Below are 14,518 nucleotides of genomic sequence, written 5' to 3'. Positions count from 1 at the left end.
CGGCCGCCGCTCTCGCAGGCCGCGATGCGGTCCCAGTCGACGCCCTGGACGGCGGCCGCCGTGGCCGCGGTCGCCGTGGTGGCGGTGCCTGCTCCGGCGCCGCGCAGGCGAGGGCGAGGAGTAACCGTAGGATCCGGTGGGCGACGGACATGGCGGAGCACTCCCCGAGAGGTCGGCGATCGGGCGGCCGGCACCCCGGGGTACCGCCCTTCCAGCGATCGCACACCCCGCGGCCGCGGCCTGGCCGACACCCCGGGAACATCACCCGCCCGGCTCCACCGAGCCACCCGCACACCGTACGGACCGGCCGGATGACGGCCCGCGGGTGTGCGCCGAGCGCGGACCGGCGCGCAGCCCCGCCGGGACGGCGATTCACCACCCGGGCGGGCCGCGCTCCCGAAGGGCCCGCGGGGCTCAGACCGCGAACCCGCCGTCCACCGCGATCGCGGCACCGGTGATGTACCGGCCCTCCGGGCCCACCAGGTGGGCGATGGTGCCGGCCACGTCCGCCGGAGTGCCGAACGAACCCAGCGCGGTGAAGCCGGCCTGGAGTTCGGCGCTCGGCCCGTCGGCCGGGTTCATGTCGGTGTCGGTCGGACCGGGGTGCACCAGGTTGGCGGTGATGCCGCGTGACCCGAGCTCCCGCGCCAGCGCCTTGGTGAGCCCGGACAGGGCCGCCTTGCTGGTCGCGTACACCGAGCCGCCGGGGAAGGCGACCCGCTCGGCCATGCAGCTGCCGATGGTGACGATCCGTCCGCCCTCGCCGAGGTGGGGAACGGCCGCCTTGGAGGCCAGCAGCGGGCCCCGGACGTTGACGTCCAGCACCCGGTCGATGTCGGCTTCGTCGGTCTCCTCGATCGGGCCGACCACGCCGACGCCCGCGTTGTTCACCAGGATGTCGAGTCGGCCGAACCGCGTCGCCACCGCGTCCACGGCCTCCCGGATCGCCCGGGGGTCGGCGCTGTCCGCCCGTACGGCCCAGGCACGGCGGCCCATTCCCTCGATCTCGGCCGCGACCGCCTCGGCACGCCCGGCGCTGTCCCGGTAGGTGAGCGCCACGTCCGCGCCCTCCTCGGCCAGCCGCAGCGCGACCGCCTCGCCGATCCCCCGGCTGCCGCCGGTCACCAGCGCCACCTTGCCCGCCAGCCGCGCGGCCGCCATGGTCTTGCCCATCGTGATCTCCCCGAACTCGCTGTCGTGTTCTCGGACATGACTCGATCATCGGGCGCCGGCGATCACGAGCCCGGCGGTATTCGGACGTCGCGTTCAACGTTCAACAATCGATCGGGCGCCGGCGCTCACGACGATTCCCGGTGGCGCGACGGTGTACTGGTCGTGCGTGGCCGCGGCTGGCTGGCTGGCTGGTCCGGTCGGGGCGGTTGCCGGGTCTGGCTCGGGGTGGTCGAAGGGCCGCCGCAGCCCGCGTCCGTCCTCCGGTGCCAGCAGGTGACACCGCGCCCGGTGCGAGTATCCGGCTGTCCGCGGCACCGCCGGCACGGGCCGGTCGGCGGCGCCGTCCGCCCGCCACAACGAGGCGCGGTCCGGGTGCGCCGCGAACAGGCCGTCCGGGGTACGCCAGCAGGAGACGGCCTGGGTGATCGCGGAGGGCTGATCCCCCGGTGTGCAGACCGTGCACGCAGGTGAACCAGGTGGTGCCGGCGCCACCCCGCCCGTCGCCGGTGACCTCGGCCGCTGCGGGCAAGGTCCGCGCCACTTCCACCGGTGCGTGGCCCTTGCCGCCGCACAGGGGGGCGGTGGGTTCGCCGTTCCTCATCGGTATCGGTCTCGGCTCCCTGCGAGCCTACGGGCGCGGGCGCCGGGACGGTCGTGCCCGGTCGCATGCCGAGGGCCGCGTACGGGGCCGGACGCGGTGGTCCACGCGTCGGAGCCGGCCGCCCCTCGCAGGGGTGGCCGGCCGTGGTCCGATCAGGGGTCAGAGGTCCAGCACCTGGTCCGGGAAGATCAGGTCCGGGTCGCCGCCGATGGTCCGGATGTTCTTGGTGTACAGGCTCTGCACGTCGGTGCTGAACTTGACCGCGATCTCGCTCAGCGTGTCGCCGCTCTTGACGGTGTAGGTGCCGGTCGACGCGCCGTTCCTCGGGGAGTTGACCGGGGCCGACGGGGCCTGGGTCCGCGCCGATCGCGTGGCCTCGGTGGAGCTAGGGGCGGACTTCGGGGTGTGGGCGGGCTTGGACTTGGAGGTCTGCGTGGACTTGGCGGGCTTGGTCTTGGTGGCGGTGTCGACCTGGGCCGGCGCGCCGCCCCTGGTCAGACCGGCCTTCCTGGAGCAGACCGGCCAGGCGCCGGGGCCCTGCGAGGCGAGCACCTTCTCGGCGACGGCGATCTGCTGCGCCTTGCTGGCCCGGTTCGCCTGGGACGCGTAGGCGGTGCCGCCGTAGGCGCGCCAGGTGCTGGCGGTGAACTGCAGGCCGCCGTAGAAGCCGTTGCCGGTGTTGATCGACCAGTTGCCGCCGCTCTCGCACCGGGCGACGGCGTCCCAGGTCGAGGCGGAGGCGGCCGAGGCCGAGGGGGCCGAGACGAGTCCGGCCACCGGCAGCGCCGCGACGGCGGCGCCGGCCACGACGGCCACGCGGACTCGGTTGCGCTTGGTGGTGGCCTTGGTGGAGGTGGTGGCAGCGGTGGTCTCGTGACCGGAAGTCATGAACGTCCTCTCGACAAGCCCCGGGCAGGCATGCGGAACCAGGCCCCGGTGGGGCCCACGTTTCGCCACCTCACTCGATGGGCGGCAGGGCACGTGTCCGACGTGCCGTGCCGCCCGGTCTCCCCGCCCACCGCCGGCCCGTTCCGAGTGCGGCCGGTCGGCAGGCGCGGCCCTCGCGCCGGGGGTCAGCCGGCGGGCCGTGCATCGGGGTGAACCCGGGTGGTGCTCGTTGCACCGCCCAAGAAGCTACGGGCGGTTGCGGTCAGTCATCAAGCAATTCCTTTACGGCGCAGGTCAGTTGAGTGTTACCGGTGGTAAGGATCAAGAAATCGGGATCGAAATGTCAGCTTTTGTGAGTGTTTTCATGATCGAGAAGGCCGCCAATGCGCCCCCGATCACACCAATGCCCCTTCGAAGCCGCCCGCGAGTTCCACCCGAAGCGATCGTCACGTGACGATCCGTCACCGAATTAAGCGGAGTTCCCGCTTCCGCTGCCTGTCTTGGTGGCACCAGCCACAGTCGTCACCCATCACACCCGAAGCGGTTGCACAGTGTCATGGCCTACCGGCCCCGGCCCGGCGCAGTAGGCCGGTCGCCGCGCCTTCGGCGTGAGGTGCGCGCCCCATCGACACCCTCACCACCACCAGGAACTGCCGTCGCGTCAGCGAGTCCACGCACGCCCCGGCGACGAATGCGGTCCCGCCGTCGCACCACCCGGGCCGCCCCTCCCGTCACCAGCTCGGCGAAGAACAGCGCCGTCGTCGGGTCGACCGTCGTCAGGCCCGTGAACCGCAGGAACGTCCCCGCGAGGCCTCGCCCTGACGCCCCACCGGACCCCGGCCCCGACCCGACGTCAGCCGCGGTGCCGGCCCCGCCGGGCCCCGCGGTGCCGCCCGGGGGCGGGTCAGGCTCCGCTGCCCGAGGTGGTGGAGCGGATGCCGCTGACGATCGCGTCGATGGTGCCGAACGGGGGCGCCTGCGGGTCGTCGTCCACGCCGCCGTGCATCAGCACGAAGCCGCTGCCGTGGGCGTCCGGCACGGCCACCATCAGCACGTAGCCGGCGGCACCCTGCTTCGGCGTGACGTGCCAGCGCACCGCGTAGCCGATGGCGCCCGCGACCACGATCGGCCCGGAGGCCATCTCCTCGTGGCCGGTGAGGTCGCCGAAGATCCGCGGGGCGTACTCGGCCATCTGGGCCTTCGCGACCGTGGCCGCGTCGGTCCCGGGCACCGACACCGTCTCGACCGAGAACTGGCCGCGGATGCACTGCGACTCCATGCCGCAGTCGTACGGGCCGGTGACCTCGTAGACGGCGCTCGCACCGCTGCTGGCGTGCACCGTCCAGCCGGTGGGCCGCGGCACGCGCCAGCCGTGCACCACGTCGGTCATCGTGCTGCCGGCCAGCGGCGGCGTGCTGCTGCGCGGGCTGGGGCTGGTGCGCGGCAGGCTCGGGCTCGTCCGCGGGGAGGCGGAGAAGCTCACCGGCGGCGGTGCCGTGACCACCGGCGGATCGTCGTCGCCGCCCGAGGCCACCAGCACCACGGCGGCCACCACGGCGAGGGCCAGCACGCCGCCGGCGATGCCGATGATCAGGCCGTTGCGGTTCTTCGGTCCGGTCGCCGTCGACGGGTAGGCGTACGGCGGGCCGGGCTGCGGGTAGCCGTACTGCCCCGGCTGCTGCTGCGGGTAGCCGTACCCGGGCTGCGGGACGGCCTGGCCGCTCCAGGCCTGGGTCGGGGCGTCGGCGATCTGCGCGGGCTGCGGGGCCGCTGCGGACTGGGCGGCCCGGACCTCGGCGGTCCAGGCGTTGCCGTCCCACCAGCGTTCCTGCGCGGTGCCGCCCGGCCCGGGCTCCGGGACCGGGTACCAGCCGGGAGGAATCGATGTGCTCACGGCCGTACGGTACCGGTCCCGGGGCACGGCCCGGCAGGGGAGGCAAGGTCACGACTTGGACCGGCCGGGCGCCGACGGCCCCTGGCGGGACGTCAGTCGGCCAGCGGACGGCCCATCCAGACGTCGTCCACGTAGGCGCCGTCCAGCAGGAACTCCTCGCGCAGCACGCCCTCCACCGTGAAGCCGCAGCGCTCGTACAGTCGGCGGGCCGGGGTGTTGTGGCCGAGCACCCGCAGGGTGATCCGGCGGGCCCCGGCCGCGGCGGCGGCCGCGCAGGCGGCCCCGACCAGCGCCCGGCCGACGCCGTGGCCGCGGACGCCGTGGTCGACGGCGAGACCCTGGATCTGGCGGACGTGGCGGTTGCTGTCGAGCGGGGTCGGCACGGCCTGGCGCACGTACCCGACGACACGGCCGCCGAGTTCGGCCACCAGGTAGCCGTCGGGGGTGTGCCGCTCGTCGAAGAAGGCGGTGCCTTCGGCGCGGCGCGGGGCCACCTCGCTGAGGACGGACCAGACGGCGCGGTCGAGGGCGGCGAGTTCGGCGTCGTCCTCGGCGCGGGCGGTACGGATCGTCAGGTCGTCGGACGGCATGACGGTCATGGTAGGGCGTGGCGGTCCGGGGCTGCGGGGACGGGTGGGGGCGATGTGGCCTTCCGGATTGTCAGGCTCTGCGCGCCCCCTGGGGGGTGGGCCTTGAGCGAGGGGCACGTGGGGTGGGGGTGGGGGTGGGGGTGGGGATGGCGGTGCGGCACTGTGCGCTTCCGACCCGCGCAGTTCCCCGCGCCCCCAGTGGTGGGCCTTGAGCGATAGGCACGTGGGGTGGGGGTGGGGATGACGGTGCGGCACTGTGCGCTTCCGACCCGCGCAGTTCCCCGCGCCCCCTGGGGGTGCCCCCGAGCAAGGGCGGGGTGGGAGTGGGGCGCAGTGGCCTTCCGGTTTTGTGTGGTTCGGCGCGCCCCGGGTGGTGGGCGTCGGGCGGGCGGGGAGCTGGGAGGATGGGGGGCATGCGCATCGCGGTGACGGGTTCCACGGGTCTGATCGGTTCCGCTCTTGTCCGCTCGCTACTCGCGGACGGGCACGAGGTGGTACGGCTGGTGCGGCAGCGCAGCCGGGTGGGGCGGCAGCCGGACGGGACGGTCGGGATCGGCTGGAACCCCCACCTGCTGCAGATCGACGCGGCCGGGCTGGAGGGCACCGACGCGGTGGTGCACCTGGCCGGCGCCGGGGTCGCGGACCGGCGGTGGACGCAGGCGTACCGGCAGGAGATCCACGACAGCCGGGTACTGGGCACGGAGACCGTGGCGGGTGCGCTGGCGAAGCTCAAGCGGCCGCCGAGGGTCTTGGTGAGCGCGTCCGCGGTCGGCTACTACGGCCAGACCGGCGACCGGGTCGTCGACGAGGACTCGCCGGCCGGGGACGACTTCCTGGCCCGGGTGTGCGTCGAGTGGGAGGCCGCCGCCCGGCCCGCGGAGGACGCCGGGATCCGGGTGGTGCACCCGCGCACCGGGCTGGTGCTGTCCGCGCGCGGCGGTGCGCTCGGCCGGATGCTGCCGCTGTTCCGGCTGGGGCTGGGCGGCCGGCTGGGGTCGGGCGGGCAGTACTGGAGCGTGCTGTCGCTGGCGGACGAGGTGGCCGCCATGCGGTTCCTGATCGACCGTGCGGAGATGTCCGGTCCGGTCGACCTCACCGGTCCGCGTCCGGTGACCAACGCGGAGCTGACGGAGGTCCTCGGGCGGGTGCTGGGGCGGCCGACGGTGCTGGCGGTGCCGGAGTTCGCGCTGAAGACGGTGCTCGGCGAGATGGCCGTCGAGGTGGTGGGCAGCCACCGGGTGCTGCCGGAGCGGCTGTTGGCGGCCGGCTTCCGGTTCCGGCACCCGGACGCGGAGTCGATGGTGCGGGCGGCCCTGCTGGACTGAAGGACCCGCGCGGGAACCGGACAGGAGACGGGCGGGAACCGGGCGGGAACCGGGCAGGAGACGGGCAGGACTGAGAGGGTCCGGTTCCGGGTAAGCGCCGTCGTACGTGGGGCGGACCCGGTCCGCCCACCGGGCGCACAGGGGCGCACGGTTGCAGACGGAGGGCGCGCCGTCGCGCCCTCCGTGACCGTGCGCGCCCGGCGCCGCCGGATCGCCGCTGGTCCGGCGCACGCTCGGTGACCGGGCCCCTCCGCAGTGCCACCACGATCCGGCGGCCGGACCCGATTCCACCGGCCGCGCCGGTCTGATCAGCACATTGACGGGGCATCACGTTTGACGGACCGTACCCGGCACCCCGCTGCCCGCCTCGGCCGGAGCTCCACGGGCCCGGCCGCCGCCGCGCGGGCCCGGAGGCCGCCGTCAGGGAGGGAGCACACCCGTGCCCGCATACGACTTCATCCGCCGTTCCCGCCAGCCGTCCGACCCGGACGTGGTCGTGGTCGGTGCCGGCCTCGCGGGCCTGGCCGCCGCCCGCGCGCTGACCGGACAGGGCCTCAGCGTCCAGGTCCTGGAGGCCGCCCGGCGCATCGGCGGCCGGATGGCCTCGGACGAGCTGGACGGATTCCGGCTCGACCACGGCATCCACCTGCTCAACACCGACCACCCGGAACCGGCCCGCCGGCTCGACCTCGACCGGCTGGACCTGCGCCCGCTGGCCCCGGGCGTCCTGGTGCACAGCGCCGGCCGCCGCTACCGGGCAGGCGTCCCCCAGCAGGCCGCCGGACGCGGGGCGCTCGGCGGGGCGCTGGGCAGCCCGCTCGAACGGGCCCGGCTGGCCGCCTCGCTGAACCGGCTCGCCGCCACGCCCGTCCCCCGGCTGCTCGCCCGGCCGGAGACCACCGCGGCCCGCGCGCTGGCCGACCGCGGCCTCGGCGGGCGGACCGTCGACGGCTTCCTGCGGCCGCTGCTGGGCGCGCTGCTGGCCGACCGCTCGCTGACCACCAGCAGCCGGGTGGCCGACCTGGTGCTGCGCTCGTACGCCCGGGGCCGGCTCTGCCTGCCCGCCGGCGGGACGGCCTCGGTGCCCGCACAGCTGGCCGAGGGACTGCCGGCCGGCACGGTGCGGACCGGGGTGGCGGTCACCGCGGTGTCCGCGGACGGCGTGGAGACCGCCCGGCACGGCCGGGTGGGCGCGCAGGCCGTGGTGCTGGCCTGCGACGCCCGCTCCGCGGCCGCGCTGCTGCCCGGGCTGCGGCTGCCGGACTTCCACCCGGTGACCACGTACTTCCACGCGGCGGACCGCTCGCCGCTGGGCGAGCCGGCACTGCTGCTGGACGCCGACCGGTCCGGGGTGTCGCACACGCTGGTGCTCAGCGACGTGCACCCCTCGTACGCGCCGGCCGGGCGGGCGCTGGTGGCGACCACGGTGCTGGGCCGGCGGGGCTACGACATCGGCGGCCCGGCCGGTTTCGAGCCGGTGGTGCGCCGGCGGCTGGCCGAGCTGTACGGCGCTTCCACCGCCGGATGGGAGTTCCTGAGCGTCCGCCACGCCCCGGACGCGGTGCCGGCGATGCCCGCCCCGCACCACTTCCGCCGGTCGGTACGGGTGCTGGCCGGGCTGTACGTGTGCGGCGACCACCGGGACACCAGCAGCGTGCAGGGCGCCCTGGTGTCCGGGCGCCGGGCCGCGCAGGCGGTGCTGCGCGACCTCGGGCTGGAGACGGCGGTGCGGGCCTCCGACGTGGCGGCCTGACCGTGCCCGTCCCGCGGCCCGCCACGACCCCGCTCAGATCACCCCGGCCTGGCGGGCGGCCTCCTCGAAGGCCCGCACGGTCGGGGTGGCCCGGTAGGGGGCGAGGCGGCGGTGGAAGTCCCGCAGGTACTCCACCGTGCGGGCGGAGCGCATCTCGCCGGCGGCGCGCAGCGACTCGCCCGCCATCGTGCAGGACTCCTCGACCTCGCCCATGCCGAGCCGCGAGGTGGCCAGCACCAGGCGGCAGAGGATCCGGCTGCGGGCGTAGGCGGGGGCGCGCAGCCGCAGCGACTTCTCGGCGTGCTGGGCGGCGGGCCGCCACTGCTGCAGGTCGCGGTAGCAGTGCGCGAACTCGTCGGCCAGCTGGGCCTCGTCGAAGTAGCGCGACCAGGACGGCGCCTCGTCGCCCGGCCGGGCGGTGGCCAGCGCCCGCTCGCAGCGGACCATCGCCGCGGTGCAGGCGCGGACGTCGCCGAGCAGCGCGTGGCCGCGGGCCTCGGCGGCGTGCATCAGCGCCTGGACGACCGGGGCCGCCGTGGTGCCGACGCCCTGCTGGGCGACCCGGGCGAGCTGGATCGCCTCCCGGCCGTGGCCGAGGTGGACGGCCTGCTGGCTCATGGTGGTGAGCACGAAGCCGCCGAGCACGCGGTCCCCCGCGGCCTGGGAGAGCCGCAGCGACTGGACGAAGTACCGCTGGGCGAGGCCGTGCGCGGCGATGTCGAAGGACGTCCAGCCGGCCAGCCTGGTGAGGTCGGCGACGGCGCCGAACAGCGCCCGGCCGATCTGCTCGCCGTAGCGGCCGCGCAGCATCGGCTCGGCCTCGCTCTCCAGGTAGCGGACCAGGGCCTGCCGGGCGTGGCCGCCGCCGTAGGCGTGGTCGAGCGCCCGGAAGAGGTCGCCGACCGCGCGGATGGCGGCGATGTCGCCGCGGCCGACCCGGACGGCCGGGCGGGAGTCCCGGCCGGGGGCGTTCTGCTCGGCGCCCTCGGTGCCGGGGAGCGGCCGGCGGGCCTGCTGCGGGACCCGTCCGGGGACGGGGCGCGAGGGGCCGCGGACGGCTCCGACGGCGACGGGCCGGGTACCGGCCAGCTCCTCCGGGGGCAGCGTGGTGGCGTCCCGGGCGACCCGTTCGTCGGTGCGGCCGATCAGCCAGTCGCGGCTGGGGACGACCAGGCCGGCCGGGGTGAAGGCGATCTTGCGGAGCTCGGCGTACGGGCCGTTGTCCTTGCGCCACATGGAGGCGACGATGTCGACGGCCTCCTGCGGGGTCTCGGCGAACTCCAGCCCGGCGTAGACCGGGGCGCACGCGTCGAGGCCGACGTCCTGGGCGGTGAGGCGGCGGCCGAGCCGCCGGGTGAAGACCTCGGCGATCAGTGCCGGGGTCGCGCCGCGGGGCTGCTGGCCGCGCAGCCAGCGGGTCACCGAGGTCTTGTCGTAGCGCAGGTCGAGGCCGTGCTCCAGGCCGAGCTGGTCGACCCGGCGGGCCAGACCGGCGTGCGAGAAGCCGGACTCCTCGATGAGCGCGGCGAGTTGCGGGTTCTGGGTGCGGTGGTTCCCGGTGGCTGTCTCCACCGGGCGGTCGTCGTCTTCGTCGGACACCTGCGGAGGGGCCCCGGCCTGCACTACGTGCGGGTCGAGCGCATCGAGCGGTCCGAACGCCGGGCTGTCGGTCACAGGCCGTTGGGGCATGTCAGTCAACACCTCTCGAGCGCCGCTCCGGTCCCCCCGGTTTCGGGCGACGCCCCCTGTCGGGAATCGGCGTGACAGTAGCGAGCATTCGGGCGCTATGGGTCGATTCGGGCGTGCAATCCTCCGAACGGGTGATGCAAGGGCGCCCGTTACGGGGAAGCGGGCGCACACGGGGTTTGGCTTGCACCACCGGTGCGCCCTGGGCCCGGCCATGGCGTCCCACCACACCCGCCGGGGCCTACCTGTGTCGTCCGGACACATGGGAGCGGGGGCTCGGGATTCCTACCGTTCTCGGCCATGGACACCACTTCAGCCACCGCCCCGCCGGCGGCCCTGCGGGGCCGGACGGCACTGGTCACCGGAGCCGCCTCCGGGATCGGCCGGGCCTGCGCCGAGGCCTTCGCCGCGGCCGGCGCACGGGTGTACGTCGTCGACGTCGCCGCCGCCCCGGCCGAGGAGCTCGCCGGGCGGATCGGCGGGGTCGCCGTCGTCGCCGACCTCTCCGACCCGCAGGCGGTGGAGGCCCTGCCGGACGACGCCGACATCGTCGTCAACAACGCCGGCCTGCAGCACGTAGCCCCGCTGCACGAGTTCCCGACCGAGCGGTTCGCGCTGATCCAGCGGGTCATGGTGGAGGCACCGTTCCGGATCATCCGCCGCACCCTGCCGCACATGTACGGGAACGAGTGGGGACGGATCGTCAACATCTCCTCGGTGCACGGGCTGCGCGCCAGCGCCTTCAAGTCGGCGTACGTGACCGCCAAGCACGGGCTGGAGGGGCTCAGCAAGACCGCCGCCCTGGAGGGCGCCCCCCACGGCGTCACCAGCAACTGCATCAACCCGGGCTACGTGCGCACCGCCCTGGTGGAGCGGCAGGTCGCCGCCCAGGCCCTGGCGCACGGCATCCGCGAGGACGAGGTGGTGGAGCAGATCATGCTCGACCGCACCGCCGTCAAGCGGCTGATCGAGCCCGACGAGGTCGCGCAGCTCGCGCTCTGGCTCTGCTCCCCGTCCGCCTCCTACATCACCGGCGCCAGCCTGCCCGTGGACGGCGGCTGGACGGCCCACTGACCCGGCCCCTCCCGGCCTCCGTCCCGCGGGCCCCCGCCCGTACCCTCCCGCACAGCCCCTCCCCCGAGAACAGGTGACCCCATGGCCCACTCTCCCGACGTCGCGAGACCAGGCTCCCCGCTCTGGAAGGTGGTCGGCGCCAGCCTCATCGGCACCACCGTCGAGTGGTACGACTACTTCCTCTACGGCACCGCCGCCGCCCTCGTCTTCGGCAAGGTGTTCTTCCCCGACAGCGACCCGCTGACCGGCACCCTGCTCTCCTTCCTCACCTACGCCATCGGCTTCGCCGCCCGCCCGCTGGGCGCCCTGGTGTTCGGGCACTTCGGCGACCGGATCGGCCGCAAGCGGCTGCTGGTGCTGAGCCTGCTGCTGATGGGCGGCGCGACCACGCTGATCGGCTGCCTGCCGACGTACCGCCAGATCGGCGTCGCCGCGCCGCTGCTGCTCACCGCGCTGCGGCTGGTGCAGGGCTTCGCGCTGGGCGGCGAGTGGGGCGGCGCGGTGCTGCTGGTCTCCGAGCACGGCGACCGGGCGCGGCGCGGCTTCTGGGCGTCCTGGCCGCAGGGCGGCGCCCCGGCCGGCAACCTGCTGGCGGCCGGCGTGCTGTCGCTGATGACGGCGACCCTGTCGGACGAGGCCTTCCTCTCCTGGGGCTGGCGGGTGCCGTTCCTGCTCTCCGCGGTGCTGGTCGCGGTCGGCCTGTGGATCCGGCTCGCGGTGGACGAGTCGCCGCTGTTCCAGCAGGCGCTCCGGGCGGCGAAGGCCCGGACGTCCGTGGAGCAGCCGCCGCTGGTCGCGGTGCTGCGCAACCACTGGCGGGACGTGCTGGTCGCCATGGGCGCCCGGATGGCGGAGAACATCTCGTACTACGTGATGACCACCTTCGTGCTGGCGTACGCGGTCGGGCACGTCCACCTGCCGAAGCAGACCGCGCTGAACGCGGTGCTGATCGCCTCCGCGGTCCAGTTCGCGCTGATCCCGCTGTTCGGCGCGCTCTCCGACCGGATCGGCCGCAAGCCGGTGTACCTGGCCGGCGCGGTCGGCGTGGGCGTCTGGGCGTTCGTCTTCTTCGGCATGGTCGACACGAAGTCCTTCGGCGCGCTGGTCGCGGCGATCACGATCGGCCTGGTCTTCCACAGCGCGATGTACGCCCCGCAGGCGGCGTTCTTCTCCGAGCTGTTCGCCACCCGGATGCGGTACTCCGGCGCCTCGATCGGTGCCCAGTTCTCCTCGGTCGCGGCCGGCGCCCCCGCCCCGCTGATCGCCACCGCGCTGCTCAAGGACTACGGCAGCTCGACCCCGATCGCGGTGTACGTGGCGATCGCGGCCGTGATCACCGTCCTCGCGGTGCTCTGCTCCCGGGAGACCCGCGGCGAGGACCTCGCCGACACCGAGCCGGCCCGCGAGGGCGTGCCGGTCGGCTGACCCGCCGGCGCGGCCCGGGGCGACTCCCCGCCCCGGGCCGGGCCGCTCCCGGACCGCACGGATGAATGGCACGATGGCCCGCACCATGAACGAGCCCCCCGAGAGCGCCGCCCCCGCCCTGCGCCGGCTGATCGACCTGCTCGCCTCCGGCGCGGCCACCGAGGACTTCGCCGAGGTGCTCTCCGAGGCGCGCCGGCAGGGCGCGTCCGCTGCCGTCCTCGCCGAGATCGACGCCGCCGCCTGGCAGGCCCTGCGGGTGCACCGGACGCTGCGCCAGCACCGGCGCCGCGAGGCGGAACTGACGGCGCTCTTCGACACCGCCGGCGACCTCGCCGCCTCCCGCGACCTGGACGCCGTGCTGCAGGCCATCGTCCGCCGGGCCCGGATGCTGCTCGGCACCCACACCGCGTACCTCACCCTCCCCGACGAGGAGGCCGGGGACACCTACATGCGGGTCACCGACGGCTCGGTCTCCCAGCTCTTCCAGACCCTGCGGCTCAGCCTCGGCGACGGCCTCGGCGGGCTGGTCGCGCAGACCGCCCGGCCGTACGCCACCCCCGACTACCGCACCGACGAGCGGTTCCACCACACCGGCACCATCGACGCCGGCGTGCTGGACGAGGGCCTGGTCGCGATCATCGGCGTGCCGCTGCTGCTCGGCGGCCGGGTGATCGGCGTGCTGTTCGCCGCCGACCGCTCCCCGCGGGCCTTCTCCCCCGACGAGGTGGCGCTGCTCTGCACCCTCGCCGCGCACGCCGCCGTCGCCCTGGACACCGCGAAGGCGCTCGCCGACACCCGGGCCGCGCTCACCGACCTCGCCGCCGCCAACCACGTCATCCAGGCGCACGCCGCCGCCGTCCAGCGCGCCGAACAGGCCCACGACCGGCTCACCGACCTGGTGCTGCGCGGCGCCGAGGCCGCCGACGTCGCCGCCGAGGTCGCCACCCTGCTCGGCGGCGAGGTCGCCGTCCACGACAGCGACGGGCACCCGCTCACCGGCCGCCCCGGCCCGGACGGCGCCGCGGGCCCGTCCCGGCACCTCGCCGACGCCTTCGCCGCCTCCCGCACCGAGGGCCGCGCGGTGCGCCGCGGTGAGGACTGGGTCTGCGCCGCCCTGGCCGGCCACGACCTGCTCGGCGGCCTCGTGCTGCGCGGCCGCGCCGACCTCGACGACGCCGACCGGCGGATCTTCGAACGGGCGAGCGTGGTCACCGCGCTACTCCTGCTGCTGCGGCGCTCCGTCGCCGAGACGGAGAACCGCGTCCGCGGCGAACTCCTCGCCGACCTGCTCACCGCACCCGACCGCGACCCCGCCGGCCTCACCGCCTGCGGCAGCCGGCTCGGCGTCGACCTCGGCCGCCGCCACCTCGTGCTCGTCGCCGAGGCCGACCCCGCCGACCGCTCCCGGCTCGCCGGGGCCGCCGCCCGCCACCTCTTCGGCACCCGCGGCATCAGCGCCGAGCACGGCGAGGCCGTCGTGCTGCTGCTGCCCGACGACGGCACCGCGCCCGACCGGGCCGCCGCCGCCGCCGCCGAACGCCTCGCCCGGCTCGCCGGCTGCCCGGTGACCGTCGGCGCGGGCGGGCCCGCCGCGGGGCCGGCCGCGCTCGCGGCGGCGCACGGGGAGGGGGTGCGGTGCGTGCGGGCCCTTCGGGTGCTCGGGCGCGAGGGTTGCGGGGCCTCCGCCGCGGGGCTCGGCTTCCTCGGCGTCCTGCTCGGCGACGGGCACGACGTCGCGGGGTTCGTCGGGGCCGCGCTCGGCCCGCTCGTCTCCTACGACGCCCGGCGCGGGACGGAACTGGTCCGCACCCTGCGGGCCTACTTCGACTGCGGCGGCAGCCTCACCCGGGCCAAGGACGAACTGCACGTCCACGTGAACACCGTCGTCCAGCGGCTGGACCGGATCGAGGTGCTGCTCGGAAGGGACTGGAACTCCCCCGAGCGCGCCCTGGAACTGCAGCTCGCCCTGCGCCTCCAGCTCCTCGCCGGGGCCTGACGGCGGCGGCGGCCTCGGGGGCCGACCGGCTCTTCCGGGGGCAGGCGTACAGTGACCGGGTTGGTCTCGAACGCCTGGCAAGGAGCAGCGGTGAGCGAGGACGTACGGTTCGT

At 75.4% G+C, this 14,518-nt stretch carries 10 protein-coding genes; 5 read left to right on the top strand and 5 right to left on the bottom strand.

The annotated features are described in order from the left end of the window. Positions 1-414: 414 nt before the first annotated feature. The 4 genes from ABD353_RS29045 to ABD353_RS29030 all read right to left on the bottom strand — a co-directional run bounded on the left by ABD353_RS29045 (position 415) and on the right by ABD353_RS29030 (position 5,155). Positions 415-1,173: an SDR family NAD(P)-dependent oxidoreductase gene (locus tag ABD353_RS29045; protein WP_344626658.1), complete on the bottom strand. Its 759-nt coding sequence runs from the start codon at positions 1,171-1,173 to the stop codon at positions 415-417. Between the two features lie 760 nt (positions 1,174-1,933). Continuing rightward, positions 1,934-2,662, bottom strand: coding sequence for a transglycosylase family protein (locus ABD353_RS29040; RefSeq protein WP_344626657.1), 729 nt, complete (start codon positions 2,660-2,662; stop codon positions 1,934-1,936). A gap of 904 nt (positions 2,663-3,566) precedes the next feature. Continuing rightward, positions 3,567-4,556, bottom strand: a complete 990-nt coding sequence (locus ABD353_RS29035) for a DUF2510 domain-containing protein (protein ID WP_344626656.1) — start codon at positions 4,554-4,556, stop codon at positions 3,567-3,569. Between the two features lie 92 nt (positions 4,557-4,648). Then, positions 4,649-5,155, bottom strand: a complete 507-nt coding sequence (locus tag ABD353_RS29030) for a GNAT family N-acetyltransferase (RefSeq protein WP_344626655.1) — start codon at positions 5,153-5,155, stop codon at positions 4,649-4,651. A gap of 404 nt (positions 5,156-5,559) precedes the next feature. Here ABD353_RS29030 and ABD353_RS29025 point away from each other — a divergent pair, with 404 nt between their 5' ends. Both ABD353_RS29025 and ABD353_RS29020 read left to right on the top strand, forming a co-directional pair. Beyond that, positions 5,560-6,471 (top strand): TIGR01777 family oxidoreductase, encoded by a 912-nt coding sequence (locus tag ABD353_RS29025; RefSeq protein ID WP_425555275.1) that lies wholly within the window; start codon positions 5,560-5,562, stop codon positions 6,469-6,471. A gap of 439 nt (positions 6,472-6,910) precedes the next feature. After that, a complete protein-coding gene (locus ABD353_RS29020) occupies positions 6,911-8,224 on the top strand; it encodes an FAD-dependent oxidoreductase (protein ID WP_344626653.1) in 1,314 nt (437 codons plus the stop codon). A 33-nt stretch (positions 8,225-8,257) separates the two neighbouring features. Here the strand turns inward: ABD353_RS29020 and ABD353_RS29015 are convergent, their stop codons facing one another. Continuing rightward, positions 8,258-9,823 (bottom strand): NsdA family TPR-like regulatory protein, encoded by a 1,566-nt coding sequence (locus ABD353_RS29015; protein WP_425555274.1) that lies wholly within the window; start codon positions 9,821-9,823, stop codon positions 8,258-8,260. A 387-nt stretch (positions 9,824-10,210) separates the two neighbouring features. Between ABD353_RS29015 and ABD353_RS29010 the strand changes: the two genes are divergently transcribed. The 3 genes from ABD353_RS29010 to ABD353_RS29000 all read left to right on the top strand — a co-directional run bounded on the left by ABD353_RS29010 (position 10,211) and on the right by ABD353_RS29000 (position 14,405). Next, positions 10,211-10,984 (top strand): 3-hydroxybutyrate dehydrogenase, encoded by a 774-nt coding sequence (locus tag ABD353_RS29010; protein ID WP_344626651.1) that lies wholly within the window; start codon positions 10,211-10,213, stop codon positions 10,982-10,984. 81 nt (positions 10,985-11,065) lie between these two features. Then, complete coding sequence (locus ABD353_RS29005) at positions 11,066-12,409, top strand: MFS transporter (protein WP_344626650.1); 1,344 nt, start codon at positions 11,066-11,068, stop codon at positions 12,407-12,409. An 85-nt stretch (positions 12,410-12,494) separates the two neighbouring features. Further along, on the top strand, positions 12,495-14,405 hold the full coding sequence (locus ABD353_RS29000) for a helix-turn-helix domain-containing protein (RefSeq protein WP_344626649.1): 1,911 nt from the start codon (positions 12,495-12,497) through the stop codon (positions 14,403-14,405). Positions 14,406-14,518 lie beyond the last annotated feature (113 nt).

The sequence above is a fragment of the Kitasatospora arboriphila genome (assembly GCF_039528095.1).
GTDB lineage: Bacteria > Actinomycetota > Actinomycetes > Streptomycetales > Streptomycetaceae > Kitasatospora > Kitasatospora arboriphila.
This window is presented reverse-complemented; position numbering and strand designations above follow the sequence as displayed.